Origin of the sequence: Oceanipulchritudo coccoides (genome assembly GCF_010500615.1) — a bacterium.
Taxonomy (GTDB): domain Bacteria; phylum Verrucomicrobiota; class Verrucomicrobiia; order Opitutales; family Oceanipulchritudinaceae; genus Oceanipulchritudo; species Oceanipulchritudo coccoides.
In genome coordinates this window covers 1,090,553-1,104,474 of record NZ_JAAGNX010000002.1, presented here as the reverse complement: position 1 = coordinate 1,104,474, position 13,922 = coordinate 1,090,553, and the positions used below count along the sequence as shown (strand labels likewise).

The 13,922-nt window shown below is 53.6% G+C and carries 8 protein-coding genes; 3 read left to right on the top strand and 5 right to left on the bottom strand.

What is annotated here, in order from left to right; genetic code table 11:
- Nucleotides 1-105 precede the first annotated feature (105 nt).
- Nucleotides 106-4,581 (bottom strand): HYR-like domain-containing protein, encoded by a 4,476-nt coding sequence (locus G0Q06_RS10430; protein ID WP_163965479.1) that lies wholly within the window; start codon nt 4,579-4,581, stop codon nt 106-108.
- Nucleotides 4,582-4,872: 291 nt separating this feature from the next.
- On the opposite strand from G0Q06_RS10430, the gene G0Q06_RS10425 reads away from it, so the two are divergent.
- Nucleotides 4,873-6,975 (top strand): WD40/YVTN/BNR-like repeat-containing protein, encoded by a 2,103-nt coding sequence (locus G0Q06_RS10425; protein WP_163965477.1) that lies wholly within the window; start codon nt 4,873-4,875, stop codon nt 6,973-6,975.
- A 51-nt stretch (nt 6,976-7,026) separates the two neighbouring features.
- Here the strand turns inward: G0Q06_RS10425 and G0Q06_RS10420 are convergent, their stop codons facing one another.
- Nucleotides 7,027-7,974, bottom strand: a complete 948-nt coding sequence (locus G0Q06_RS10420; RefSeq protein ID WP_238710496.1) for an alpha/beta hydrolase — start codon at nt 7,972-7,974, stop codon at nt 7,027-7,029.
- Nucleotides 7,975-8,017: 43 nt separating this feature from the next.
- A complete protein-coding gene (locus G0Q06_RS10415; RefSeq protein WP_163965474.1) occupies nt 8,018-9,043 on the bottom strand; it encodes an aldo/keto reductase in 1,026 nt (341 codons plus the stop codon).
- A 195-nt stretch (nt 9,044-9,238) separates the two neighbouring features.
- Here G0Q06_RS10415 and G0Q06_RS10410 point away from each other — a divergent pair, with 195 nt between their 5' ends.
- Nucleotides 9,239-11,269 carry a TonB-dependent receptor gene (locus G0Q06_RS10410; protein ID WP_163965471.1) on the top strand — a complete coding sequence of 677 codons (2,031 nt, stop codon included), beginning with the start codon at nt 9,239-9,241 and terminating at the stop codon, nt 11,267-11,269.
- 81 nt (nt 11,270-11,350) lie between these two features.
- Here G0Q06_RS10410 and G0Q06_RS10405 read toward each other — a convergent pair whose 3' ends face one another.
- Both G0Q06_RS10405 and G0Q06_RS10400 read right to left on the bottom strand, forming a co-directional pair.
- Nucleotides 11,351-12,070, bottom strand: coding sequence for an SDR family oxidoreductase (locus G0Q06_RS10405; protein ID WP_163965468.1), 720 nt, complete (start codon nt 12,068-12,070; stop codon nt 11,351-11,353).
- A complete protein-coding gene (locus G0Q06_RS10400) occupies nt 12,067-12,705 on the bottom strand; it encodes a ThuA domain-containing protein (RefSeq protein ID WP_163965465.1) in 639 nt (212 codons plus the stop codon). Before G0Q06_RS10400 ends, G0Q06_RS10405 begins: the two co-directional genes overlap by 4 nt.
- 250 nt (nt 12,706-12,955) lie before the next feature.
- Here G0Q06_RS10400 and G0Q06_RS10395 point away from each other — a divergent pair, with 250 nt between their 5' ends.
- Nucleotides 12,956-13,918 carry a fasciclin domain-containing protein gene (locus G0Q06_RS10395; RefSeq protein ID WP_163965463.1) on the top strand — a complete coding sequence of 321 codons (963 nt, stop codon included), beginning with the start codon at nt 12,956-12,958 and terminating at the stop codon, nt 13,916-13,918.
- The last annotated feature ends 4 nt before the right edge of the window (nt 13,919-13,922 follow it).

The window sequence follows — 13,922 nt, the reverse complement described above, 5'->3', positions numbered from 1 at the left end:
CCTGAATACAATTTGATCCCAGCCCAGAACGGTGACTTCTTGGATTAAACAAGGGCCGCCCTCTTTCGGGGGCGGCCCTTTGAATACCTTAACAGGTTGGTCGCATTACTCGCCGTCAATCGTGAAGTCCTCAACGGAGAACGAGTTTGTTCTCAGGAGCACATTCCGATTCACGGATTTTCCGGAGGGGGTAATCATCCACAGCTCATAGACAGCGGGTCTGCCTTGGCGAGCGTACGGAATGAAGTAGTACCCATCCTCGTCGGTCTCAATTGTCAACTGGACCCTCTCATGGTGGCTTTGCAGGACCATGACAGCCCCCTTCACAGGCTTCCCGCTGCCTGACACGACAACATTCCCGGCAACACCCGGTCCGCCCTTGAAGTCGTTCAGGTTGTAGATGGAGTCCATACCCTCAACCGATCCTGCAACCGAGAAGATGTGCTCGCAGTTATTGGCCACAAGGATCTCACCGGTAACAAGGTCAAAGGCATTGCCGTCGATATCCTGGGAATAGTTGCCTGTCTTCTTCATTCCGTAATCAAGGTGGATGTTGAAATAGGCAAAGCCGCTATCCGGGACCGTGAAGCTCACGTCCATCAGGCAAACTTGTGTTCCACAAGCCGGATCCGGGAGATAGTCGTCCAGTGTGATCTGGGTCTTGTCGACATGGAATGCGTCTCCGGGAACAAAGCCCACGGAACCAGCGCATTCTTCCAGATAGACCCAGTCATATGCATGGACAGGACTTGCCCCATGCGTAATGAACGGATACGGGATACAGATCTCCAGGTTGACCTCATCCCCGGGTTCTCCCAAGTAGAAGACGTTGTAGAAGAACTGTCCGGGATTGGTCGAACTGATCTTGTAGGCCGGAATGTGCTTCACATCAGGTGTGAAGAGCAGACGGAAATCCTGCTCGAAATCATTTTCCGGATCCCGGTCAAAGATACAGAGTGATGAATCCGTCACTTCATTACCGGTCACACAGGTGATCCTCTGGACACTTGTCCCGAGGTTACCCGAGCAATCCGTGGCAAACCAGGTACGGCGAATCTCACTCGGACCATCCCCAATAACTTCATCGACATAATCGACCGTGAGTGGATCGTCGCTACAATTATCTACTGCCGTGGCCACTCCTAGGCTGGCAGGGGATGTGTCGAAGTCCGGGTCATCTTCACAGCTGTAAATAACGTCAGGCGGTGCACTGATGGCCGGCGGTGTGGTATCTACAACAGCGATAACCTGGACGCCACTGGCCGAGTTGCCGGCGCAGTCGGTCGCTGTCCAAGTCCGTGTAATGGTTTCATAATCACAATCGTCAAATACTGATTCATCACTGAATTCGATAGCCGGATCAGCATCGCAGTTGTCGGTGGCCGTTGCCGTGCCGGTGTCCACTTGGGTGGCATCTTGATCACATTCGATCTCGACGTCACCTGGAACTGCCATCACTGGGTCGGTTGTATCGACCAACGTGATAACCTGAACACAACTGCTCGTGTTGCCCGAGCAATCCGTGGCCGTCCACGTACGCATGATCGTACCGCCGCATCCGTCAATATCAGTACTGTCTTCGTACTCAACGGATGATTCGGCCCCACAATTGTCACTTGTTGTCGCAACGCCGGTGACCGCGGGATCAACTGAATCTCCACACTCGACCGTGATATCATCCGGGCAGTTAACCTCTGGATCTGTCGTATCTACAACCGTGAGTGTCTGCGTCCACATGTCCATGTTACCGGAGCAATCCGTCGCGGTCCATTTGCGGGTAATGGTTCCCGTTCCGCATTCCGTATTCAGCTCGGTACTTTCCTCGAAGCTGACAACGGGGTCTGAATCACAGTTATCCGTAGCCGTCACGACAGGAGGCTCAGGAATGTTGTCACATTCAACGGAGGTATCGGTCGGCTTGACCGAAAGGACCGGATTGGTGTTGTCCACAACAGTGAGTATCTGCACCCAGCTGTCCATGTTACCGGAACAGTCGGTTGCGGTCCATGTACGGGTGATTGTTCCCGTTCCACAGTCAGGATCAATTTCGTCGACTTGCCTGAATGTCACGGCAGGAGCAACGTCACAATTATCCCCGGCAGTAACAACAGGTGGAGTGGGTATGTCATCGCATTCAACCGTCGCGTCCGCTGGATTCACAAGAATAATAGGATCAGTCGTATCGACGACCGTCAGGGTCTGGACCCAGACGTCCTCATTGCCTGAACAATCGGTGGCCGTCCAGGTCCGGGTGATTGTGCCCGTACCGCAATCCGGATTGACCTGATTGTCTTCCTCAAAACTGACAGCAGGTGCGCTGTCGCAATTGTCGGTCGCGGTGAGGGTTTCCGGATCAGGAATGGCGTCACACTCAACTGTCGTATCTGCCGGATTGGCAGAAAGGACCGGATTTGTGTTGTCAACAACGGTGAGGACCTGCGTCAGGCTGTCCATGTTGCCGGAGCAGTCGCTTGCCGTCCACGTCCTCGTGATCGTTCCCGTTCCACAATCGGGATCAACTGCGTTGGTTTCCTGGAAACTGACCAATGGGTCAGTATCGCAATTATCGCTGGCAGTGACGACTGCAGGCTGAGGAACATTGTCACACTCAACCGTCGCGTCTGCTGGCACACCGGAAAGGACTGGATTGGTTGTGTCCACAACAGTGAGAACTTGTACCCACTCGTCAGTGTTGCCTGCACAGTCGGTTGCAGTCCATGTCCTCGTGATTGTGCCCGTTCCGCAAAGGGGATCTCGCTCGTCAACTTCCCTCAGGCCTACCTGCGGATCCGCGTCACAGTTATCGGAGGCAGTCACTTCAGGAGCTGCAGGAATATTGTCGCACTCGACGGTTGCGTCGGCCGGGTTGACCAAAATGACTGGATCCGTCAGGTCTACGATGGTAATCACCTGCTCGCAGGAGCTTGTATTGCCACAGGCATCTTCAGCTGTCCACGTACGCGTGATCGTTCCAAGGCCGCAATCATCAAGCGAGGCACTGTCCGAGAAGGTGACTGTCGGGTCAACGCCCGAATCATCGCTGGCAGTTGCCGTGCCTGTGTTTGAAGGATCGCTCGACTCATCGCACTCGATCGTGATGTCTCCCGGACAAGTCACTTCAGGAGGCGTTGTGTCGCTGACAATGACCGACTTTTCACAGACGGAGATGCATACACCTTTGGAAATCTCCAGCGTCAGGGTGAAAGCACCGCTACACGTTGATCCGGTATCCACACTGACAGTCGCTTCATCGACAGGACCACCGATCGTGGCATCACCGCTGATACTCCAGAAATAGGAATCCATTCCGGGGGGCGCGCTATACTGGATGTTGGTGGTATTGGCCAGAACAGGCCCGTCTTCCCCGGAAATGGAACATTCCGGATTCGCACGTACCTCCACGACATACTCACAAATGTTTTCCGATGGCAGACCTGCGTCGACGGTTACCATTAACGTGAAGAATCCAACATTGGGTCCGGGAGTTTCCACGGTAACGGTTTTCCCATCAGGACTTGTATCGATGATACTGGCATCCGCATATTGCGGAGCGGGTCCAGCCAGGACCGACCAACTGAAAGTCGAGGCATCTGTCACCACGGTAAAGTTATAAGGAGACCCATTGTGACAGACAATTTCCGGACCGAGGAGATCACACTCTTCAAGCGATATGACCGCACCCGCACTGAGGGAACGGTCTTGATTTCCCAGATTACCCAGGTTCCAGTCAATCACCCGCATGTGGTAGGGGGAACCGCTGAGGGCACCCGCCGAATACGGTGTGCCATCGTCCGGATCGACTCCCCAGTCGTAACGGCTGGCAATGTGCCCGCCCCACGCGAGGACAACAGTTGGACTGGTCGCCTTGAACCGGACTGTGAATAGCTGCTCTTCTTGATCAGCTGCCAGATCCGCCTCCTGAGGAACTCCATCATTATCGGAGTAGGCAAATTCCGGCCCGCTATCACTTGAGAACTCTCCACCGGTAATGGTGATGAATTTATCACAAAGGTTATCTCCAAATCCCGCAGCAGGTTGGTCCAATGCATACGAGACCGATCCCGTTCCAGGCGGGACCAGGATGACGGTTGCATCCGTGACGGTATCATTAAGCCCAGCCGGGTCTGATCCAATCAACGGCACCCCGTCCAACGGTTGAACGGAGACAGGCTCATGCCCAAAGTAAGTCATGTGGGAAGGATCATCCATGCACATGTAGTGCGTCAGGAAGTCCAACGCATGCTTGCCACCGTGCGTCACATCATATCCCAGAGTCAGGACAATCTCCGTCCCGTCAGTCGGAAGGTCCGTCATGATCAAACGGTAGGGAATGGCATATCCCTCGAGGTAGTGCGACTGGCTGGCATTCAAGTTGCCATTGACCCAGTGAACAGGATCGAGGGGAAAACTTGCCTGGCCATTCCGGCCTTGATCAAGGTTGACGGAGGGAGCCGCCATGACCTGGGCCATTGAGCTTGTCAGAAACGCACAAAGCAGGACCGGAAGTCTGGTTGAGGTGAGTGAAGACAGCGATTCACGAATCCACGTGAACCGGAAGACGGGTTCCATTGGAGTTTTCATAACAGAGCGGAGTTTTAATCGGTAGTTGAGGGGACAACTAATTAGGGTCTTTTCCTTATTTATTTGACAGCAACCCCTTATTATTGACCAAATAATACCGGATTGTCACGCTTATTCTGATTCCCCCGATCCTGCGCATTGAGCCCACGGCTTTACATGTATAAACCCTTGATAATGATTATCTTATAAAGTCATTCACCATTTCATCAGTGACTTCCAGCGAACAATCCGCTACAGAAAACGAGCCCCAAAAAGCCTCTGAATTGGAAATTCCGGCCCTCAAAAGCACCCATGAACCCTTCCACCACCATCCTCTGCCTGATCAGCCTGACGCTGCTCAGTGCCCTGCATCTGAGTGGGCGCATTATTGACGACTGGCAATACCAGCACCCACTGCCGCACAACCAGACCCTGTGGAAGGTGGATTACGGGGAAGGGGTCTATGTCATGGTTGGGGTCGGTGGCGTATTGACCACCTCGACCAATTTGTCGGATTGGGATTCGGAATTTTATCCGGAATTGGTCGGTCTGGATGGCCTGCTGTATGCGAACGGGGAATTCCTGGTGACCAGCAGGAGTGGAAAGATCCTGACCTCCCCGGACGGAGTCATCTGGACCAAACGGGATACGGGGACCGGCAAGGGCCTGCTCAGTGCGAGCTTTGGCAACGGGCGCACTGTCCTGGTGGGTGAGGATGGGACAACGGCCACTTCCCTGGACGGCCAGAACTGGACGATCAGTGATACCGGCGACGATAACTGGTACTTTGGGGTGGCCTATGGGAACGGTGTTTTTGTGGCGGCCTCTTACGACATTGACCTCGTGGATAACGGATCCATTGCCACTTCATCTGATGGGGAATCCTGGAACCTGGTAACACTGCCTTCAGCCTTTCCCACCTACACAGACTTCTATGATGTCACCTTTGCAGAAGGAAAATTTGTCGCTACTGGCTATTTCTACGATGAAACAACGGAGTTTTGGGGTGTCTTCATAGCCACTTCCCCAGATGGTGTTAACTGGACCCGCTCAACAAATGGCGTGCCCCAGACAAACGTCAGCGATTCGACCCCGGTTTACCTGAACATGGTGCGCTACGATCAGGATAACGCCGTCTGGCTGGGCGTGGGTGACCGCTCAGTGCTGATGACCTCAACAGATGCGGTTAACTGGACCCCCACCTTCCCGTTGGGTAACAGCACCACCGACTTCTATGGGATCGGCTTCAGTCCAGAGGGACGGGTCATGGTCGGAAGCCGGGCCAATGTGTATTTTTCTGAAGCCGGGACGACTATCTGGGAACAGAAATTCACGGGTAACTACGTCACGATCTCCGACATTGAATTCAACGGGGACCTTTATGTTGCGACAGGATCAACGATCATGACATCAACAGACGGCCTGCAATGGCAAACCCAGCTTGGCGGGCAACCGGGAGGCACCCTGGCCAATGTTGTTTTCGGTCAGGGACGCTGGGTCGCTGCCAGCCGCAATAACACGAGCCAGATCCCGCTCACCACCTCGATCGATGGTGCCAATTGGGCCTTCACACCCACCCTGCCCGAGGGCTTTACCGACTGCCAGGACATTGCCTTCGGTAATGGTATCTTTGTGGCGCTTCCCCAGAGTGGAACAAGTTCCGTTATCACTTCAACGGATGGCCTGACATGGACCGGGAGAAACCATCCGTGGTTTGATGGCAAAATGTCGCGAGTATATATCACTTACGACAATGGCATTTTTATCGCACACAATGTGCCCGTCTCAACCCTTCAAATCGCCACCTCGACCAATGGTATCGACTGGACCATTACAGACACAGGATTGACCGGATCCTATTTCGATGCTGCATACGGGGACGGGCGCTGGGTCATGGTTGGCGAAGATGGGATGGTCGCCACGTCCACCAACATGGCCGACTGGTCCGAGCAAGTTATCCGTTTTGGAATCGATGATCCCGTTCGATTGGAAAGCGTTGCCTTCGGCAAGGGCCACTGGGTCATCTGCGGGGGCAGCAAGTCAATCTGGAGCTCCGAGGATGGTCTCAACTGGGATCCCGCCTTCAAGACAGGTCAGGATGGGAGCACCAATGTCTTTAATTCAGTGATATTCGATGGACTCTCCTTCTGGACTGTCGGGAATTTCGGGGACATCCTGAAGACCGGCCCGGTATTTTACCCGGTCACCCTGTCCATTTATCCTTCACTCATTGCCGGCAATGTACTCCTGCAGATCGAAGGAACTCCGGGCGACAATTGGGATATACTCACCACACCAGATCTATCTGGAAATTCATGGTCCATCATGACCACAATCCGACTTGATGCCGAAACAAGCTCGCTTGAGGTTCCCGTCACTGGAAACGGCTTCTACATTCTGGCACCGGCACGGTAACAAGCAACTCGGCCGTCTCGAATTCTTCTGGTTTGCTATATTCAGGCGACCCTACTTCAAGTAGGTATATTCCGGCACTCCCTCCAGGTACCCAAGTGAAACCAGGAAGGCATCCATTTTATTCACGGTATCGATGAAGAAGCTGTTGTTCCGCTTTCCGTAATTAAAGAACCCATGCCCTGCCCCCTTGTAGGCGACCAGCTCGCAACGGTTTCCGAGGGATGTCATCTTTTCATGAAAGGCGACCACCGTTGAATACGGGACAGTCTTATCAGCCGTACCATGAAAGACAAGTGTCGGGGGCGATGGCGAATCAAGATTATGGTAAGGCGAAAAGCTTTCAGGGTTTCCGCCAAAGCGGCGTTCCAACCGGGCAATCCGTTCGGCTGGGAATTCAGGCATTTCCGGAATAGGGGCCAAGACAAGGACGGGATTAAACAAGACAAGAGCGTTTGGCTTGGAGGAGACATCGGCATCCTCATCCGGGTCATCATAAAGCGGTAGAGTCGCGCAGGCAGCCGCGAGATGTCCCCCGGCTGATCCTCCAGCCGCCATAATCCGGTCTGGATCCACACCCAATCGGGCGGCATTTTTCCGCACCCATCGAATGGCCGACTTGGCATCGGTGACACACTCTTTCGCTATTACTCCATGGCGTGATTTGACCCGGTAATCGACCATGATGGCCACCATTCCACGGGCAGCCAGATACTTGGATTGCTGCTCAAACTGTCTTGGGGTCCCGGATACCCAGCCTCCTCCGAAAAAGAAGACGATAACAGGAACCGGTTTCTCCGTGCGATGGTTTTGAGGTGTCATGATCCATGCCCGCAGGTCGATCCCGTCGACGGTCTTGTAAGTCTCCACCGTCGTGTCCGGAATTTCCGGGGGATAAGCAGGTGCCGCAGACAGGTTCACAAAAGCCGCAAGAAGAATCACAAACGCAAGCTGTGGAAAAATTCGGGTCCTGTATTTGTGGATGAATTTCATGGGATTCATAATAAAGTTATTTTTAATTAATGTTACGGGCCTTACGGATTCCTCAGGATTCCAAGGGCCGTTTGTAATACTCAATCTTTCCGTCGGCGAGGTCGGCAACCCGGTTGACCAGCTCCAGCCGCTCCTCTGCAGTCATTCCGGTGAAGGTCTTTGCCATATCGACTTTCTCCCGGACAAGGGACGCGTTTTCCGCACCGGTGATCAGGACGCTGACCGGCAGCGACCAGGCGAAGTGCAGGGCATCCCGGATGCTCAGGCGATTCGGGACAGCTGGATCGTCGGTGCGCCAGATGGCGCCACGGTTGGGCATTGTCTTGATTCCGAGGAACCGTCCGTCGGCCAATGTCTTCATTGCGAGAAGACCGATGTTCTTTTCCTGAAGCGAGGGCAGCACCTGCTCGATAAAACTGTGATAACTCGGATCAATGACATTCACCGGCATTTGGCAGGTATCGAATGGATCACTACCGGCTGTCTTTTCAAGAATATGAAGATGCGCCTCCGGATTGGTATGCCCGGTAAAGCCGATATGGCGGACCTTGCCCTCTTCCTTCGCCTTGATCAAGACCTCCAGAACGCCTTCCTGTAGACGCCCATCCACATCATCCGGATTCCGCAAGGTATGCAACTGCCAAAGGTCCAGATGATCGGTCTTCATCCGCCGCAAGGAGCCTTCAAGATGCTCCCGGGCTGTTTTCGCATCCCTCGCCTGGGTTTTTGTCATCAGATAGATATGATCCCGGTACTTGGGCGTGAGATACTTGCCATAACGGATCTCGCTTTCTCCCTGCTGGTAGGCCTCCGCCGTATCAAAAAACCGGATACCCCCCTCCATCGCTGCCTCGATTACTTCCACGGCATCCTTTTCCGAAGTCCAACCGACGTGGTAGCCGCCAATCCCCAGCATGGTCACCTGCTCACCGGTCCGGCCAAGGCGCCTCTTCGGGAGGATCGATCCAAGGGCATCGTGCTCGCTCGTCACGTTCCCCGATTTGTCACCCGGGTGGCCACTCATCACAACAGCAGGCGCAGCGGTGGCCAAAGTCGTCAAAAAACCTCTTCTGTTCATGCACAAGAATTAGGGCGTAGCTGTGGAATTGGCAAAGTGAAAAGTATTTCCCGACGACATCCGACAACGGGTCATCTCAGCATTGTCTCATTTGCCAATTGAAGGGGGTCTCCGGGACAACGGGAGTCCCAATTTGCATTTTTTAATTGAAAAATCCTGAAATATAGGGACTTTACCCTATAATTATCGCAAGCTATGAAACTGTTACTGCCTATTCTGTCCCTCCTTGTGCTTCACTGTTCCCTGTCGGGACACGAGGATATCTTCCATCTCGACCCCTATGAAGTCTCCGGTCGATCCAACCCCTTGATCGGTGAAACAAGTTCCTCCTCGGAGGGCATTATTCACCAGGTCGATCTTGAATATCGTCCTCTCCTCCGGACAGGGGAGATTCTGGAAACAATCCCGGGCTTCATCGCCACCCAACACAGCGGAACCGGAAAAGGTAATCAATTTTTCCTGCGCGGATTCAATCTCGATCACGGCACGGACTTTGCCACCTTTGTTGATGGCATGCCTGTCAATCTTCCCACGCACGGACACGGCCAGGGATACACGGACATCAATTTCGTCATCCCCGAGCTGGTTGACAGTATCGAGTACAGCAAAGGGCCCTATTACGCAGAAATCGGAGACTTTGCATCGGCTGGAGCAGGGCGTATTTCCACGGTGGATTCCCTGGAGCGAGGCATGGCAGTCATCAATGTGGGAGAGGACAACTATTTAAGAGGTGTCTTCGCGGATTCCTTTAAAGTGGGCAACGGGACCTTGATTGCGGCAGTGGAATCGCAATACTACGACGGCCCATGGGATGCGGAGGAGAACCTGAACAAGTTCAACACACTCGTTAAATTCACGGTTGGGGAAAAAGACTCACGCTTTCGGGTCAAGCTGATGGGATATAGTGCCTCATGGGATTCCGCAGACCAAATTCCCCTAAGATCTGTGCAATCGGGCCAGATCGGCCGATTCGGTTCCCTCGATGACGACCTGGGGGGCGAATCCGCACGGATCAGCCTATCCACTGACTACATACGCATTCGGGAAGACAGCACGACTCGTGCAAGTTTGTACGCCATTTATTATGACCTGAGCCTCTGGTCGAACTTCACCTACTTCCTGGAGGACCCGGTGAACGGGGATGAATTCGAGCAGGTCGACGAGCGCATGATTTATGGGGGCAGTATTGTCCATTCTATCCATCGTGGTGAGGCCCTCCACACCATTGGTTTCCAGACTCGTTACGATGATATCCAGAAGGTCGGCCTCTTCCAGACTTCTGCACGCCAGCGGCTGGCAACGATCCGGGAAGATGCAGTTGGAGAGCTTTCCATGGGCGTATTCTATGAGAATGAAATCGATTGGACCCCACGCCTCAAATCCATCATCGGCATCCGTGCAGACTACTTCGATTTTGATGTCGACAGCAACCTTTCCGAAAATTCCGGTACCGAAGATGCCTCAAAGGTCTCCCCGAAGGCGAGCCTGGTGTATTCATTAAATGACGAGACCGAGTTTTTCCTCAGCGGTGGCTACGGCTTCCACAGCAATGATGCCCGGGGCACCACCATCTCCGTCGACCCGACAGATGGTGTCACTCCAGCTGAGAAAGTTGATGCGCTGGTCAAGTCCTTCGGTGCGGAGGTGGGAGCCCGCATCACATGGAATGAAATGCTCAACACTTCCCTCTCCGTCTGGCATCTTGAACTCGACTCGGAACTGCTTTTCGTCGGTGACGCCGGCATCACCGAACCCTCCCGTCCGAGCAAGCGCTACGGCTTGGAAATTGCCAATTACTTAACGCCGGTAAAGGGCCTGACATTCGATGTGGATGCCGCCTTCAGCGAGGCTAAATTCGATGACAATGATCCCTCCGGTGATGAAATTCCCGGTGCCATTGATGTCGTCGTCAGCACCGGCGTTACCGCCCAGTCAGAGAATGGTTGGATTGGTTCCCTCCGCCTGCGGTATTTCGGCGAGCGCGCCCTTGTGGAGGACGGATCCGTCAAGTCTGATCCCTCCACCGTTCTGAACTTGAGAGCTGGATACAAAGCTGATGATTGGTCCATCTTTCTCGATGTCCTGAATCTCCTTGATTCCACGGATGATGACATCACCTATTTCTACGAATCCAGACTACCGGGTGAAGCGGCGGGCGTTGAGGGCCTGCACTTCCACCCCCTCGAACCTCGTACCCTCCGGGTGTATTTCAGCCGGCGCTTCTAATTCAGCATCGCGAAGTTTAGCACGTCGACGGAAGAGGCAATGCGGGGCAGGCAGGATACTAAAAACCAAATCCGGACAAACTCACCACGGCCAGGACTTTCCATCCATGTCGCGCATCACTAATTTGTCCTCATCGACAGTGTCATCGAGAATGTAGGAGACAATACGCTCGGCGACATACTCCGGATCGAGGTCGGCGGCGTCGTTTTTGCTTCCTCCCATATAGGTGCGCATCCAACCCGGATGACAGAGCCGAAAGCGGAATCCTCGTGGACGAAGGTGGTTGAAGAGATTTTTGACAGCCATGTTAAGGGCGGCTTTTGACATCCCATAGCCAAACCATGAAGTCCGTTCGCTACGGCCAATGGATCCGGCTTCAGAGGATATGAAACAGAGTCGTTTACCCTTGCCCTTCCGCAGAAGAGGGAGGAGTCCCTCGACTACGCGAAGCGGCCCGAGGCTGTTGATATTGTACACTTCCATCATCTCGTCGTAGGCAAGGCCTTCCTCAATAGGCGTAAAATTGTCACGCTGGCCAATGCCCGCATTGTTAATCAGGAGGTCGAGCTCACGCGTGAGCGTTCCAACATGATGTGATGCACGACTAACGGAATCATCCGAGGCGACATCAAGCGGAACGATGAAAAGTTGCTGAGGAAAGCGTGATTGAAGCGCTTTCAATTCCGGCCAATCCTCCATGTACTGGCCGGCAAAGACGGTCCAGCCCTGTTGAAGGAGGTTTGCTGAAAGAGCCAGCCCCAATCCGCGGTCGGCTCCGGTAATGAAAGCCGAGGGACTCATCGTGAACCTCCCAGACGATCGATACACAGGGTCAACAACTGCTTAAAATGCGGTTGTCGCCAGACTGCGGGAAAGTGGCCTGGAGTGAGGACTCCCACCAATCCACTGCCTTCTTTGCGAAACCATCCGGCTGGCTGGCAACCATGATTAGACCGGCCTTCAAGGAATATCTCAAGCGACTCTTTTTCAACGGCCAGATCAATAAAGTAGTGCTCATCGTGGACTTCCATATCATCAATTCCAGCCCCTGTCAGGAAATCCCCGACAGTCGAGTACACAATTGGACAAGCCTCCGGGTGATGGCTGAATGACCCTCCAACCAATGAACGAAAGGCACGATTTTTCTCTTCTATGACAACACCGGAGTGAACCACGAGAAGCTTGCCGCCTGACCTGACAAACTCAACAAACCACTTTTCAAGCTCAGCGTCCATCCAGAGCCCTTCACCACATTCATTCCCTTCAATCTGCCCCTTGCAGAGAATAATGAGGTCTGCCATTGCCTTGCTCAAGGTGCCAGTCGAGGCAGCGGTGGCAAACTCAAGGACATGGCCGGCCCCTCGCAGGAATTGCAGCCCATCGGTTACAACGTTCCCAGGGTGGTATCGGTCGTCACAGAGAACACAAATCTTCATTATCTTATCATTCTTGGATCCACTTCAGAGCTGGTAGAATCAACCACGGTAAATGACCTTTCAACAACCTTTTTCCATCTTTGCCCCCCGCTGCAAGGATACAGGGCAGCTACGGGTGTACCGCCCAATTCCCGATCTGACCGTTTATCCAAAAATTCAACATCTTGGGAAAATTCCTCCGCCATCATCAGGCAAACTCGAGTACTTTCTCGTTTCACAAATAACAATAACCTTCATGGGGAATCACAATATGAAAAAACTACTCACACTCGCTGCAACCGGGCTAATCGGCTTTACATCCGTCAACGCTGAAGAGGGGGAACTTCTAAGCATTGCTGAAGTCGCTGCTTACACACCTGAATCATTCAGCACGCTCACCGCTGCTTTGGTCACCACAGATCTGGCCAAGACACTTAACAGCGAAGGCGCTTTCACAATATTCGCCCCGACAAACGCCGCCTTTGACACTGCCGCAAAAGCATTACTTGGCGATGAATCAGCCACAGGTCTTGACCTCCTCCTGGCACTCGACAAGGAGACGCTGGCAGAAATTCTCACGTACCACGTCCTGCCGGGAGCGCTCCTGTCAGATGATGTGCTTGCTTCAGACACCTTCACAACAGTCAACGGTGCTGACGTCAACCGCGTGGACACGACGATTGTGGGTGGACAGGGAAGCTCCGGCAATCTCGTTCTGGAATTGATCAACCTCGAAGCGGCCAATGGAATTATCCATGTCATCGACGGCGTCCTCCTGCCACCAATTGTCGAAGAGCCCGTTTCCATTCTCGAAACTGCCCTCAACACTCCTGCACTCAGCTCCCTCGTGGCAGCAGTGCAGAAAGCTAATCTCGGCTGGATCCTGGGTAGCGAGCGCTTCAACCTGACTGTATTTGCCCCCACCAACGATGCTTTCGATGCGGCCGCCCGCGCTGCCCTCGGAGATGAAAACGCTACGGGTGCTGATCTGGTCGAGGCGCTTCCAGCATGGAAGCTGCGCCGCATCCTCCTCAACCACATCCTCTTCGGTGACTTGGACTCTGGGGATGTATTGAGCAAGGACAGGTACTACACGCTCATCTGGAGCAAGCTGACCCGCGAAGACCTGACTCTTTTCTCCCGCAATGGACAAGGAACGTTGATTCCCGAGCTGATCGACATTGAGGCCACCAACGGCATCGTGCATGTCATCGACGGCGTCCTCCTGCCATAACGCG

Bases quoted from the DNA above. Each gene is read 5' to 3' on its own strand.
- G0Q06_RS10430 (WP_163965479.1), bottom strand. From the start codon at position 4,581: ATGAAAACTCCAATGGAACCCGTCTTCCGGTTCACGTGGATTCGTGAA.
- G0Q06_RS10425 (WP_163965477.1), top strand. From the start codon at position 4,873: ATGAACCCTTCCACCACCATCCTCTGCCTGATCAGCCTGACGCTGCTC.
- G0Q06_RS10420 (WP_238710496.1), bottom strand. From the start codon at position 7,974: ATGAATCCCATGAAATTCATCCACAAATACAGGACCCGAATTTTTCCA.
- G0Q06_RS10415 (WP_163965474.1), bottom strand. From the start codon at position 9,043: ATGAACAGAAGAGGTTTTTTGACGACTTTGGCCACCGCTGCGCCTGCT.
- G0Q06_RS10410 (WP_163965471.1), top strand. From the start codon at position 9,239: ATGAAACTGTTACTGCCTATTCTGTCCCTCCTTGTGCTTCACTGTTCC.
- G0Q06_RS10405 (WP_163965468.1), bottom strand. From the start codon at position 12,070: ATGAGTCCCTCGGCTTTCATTACCGGAGCCGACCGCGGATTGGGGCTG.
- G0Q06_RS10400 (WP_163965465.1), bottom strand. From the start codon at position 12,705: ATGAAGATTTGTGTTCTCTGTGACGACCGATACCACCCTGGGAACGTT.
- G0Q06_RS10395 (WP_163965463.1), top strand. From the start codon at position 12,956: ATGAAAAAACTACTCACACTCGCTGCAACCGGGCTAATCGGCTTTACA.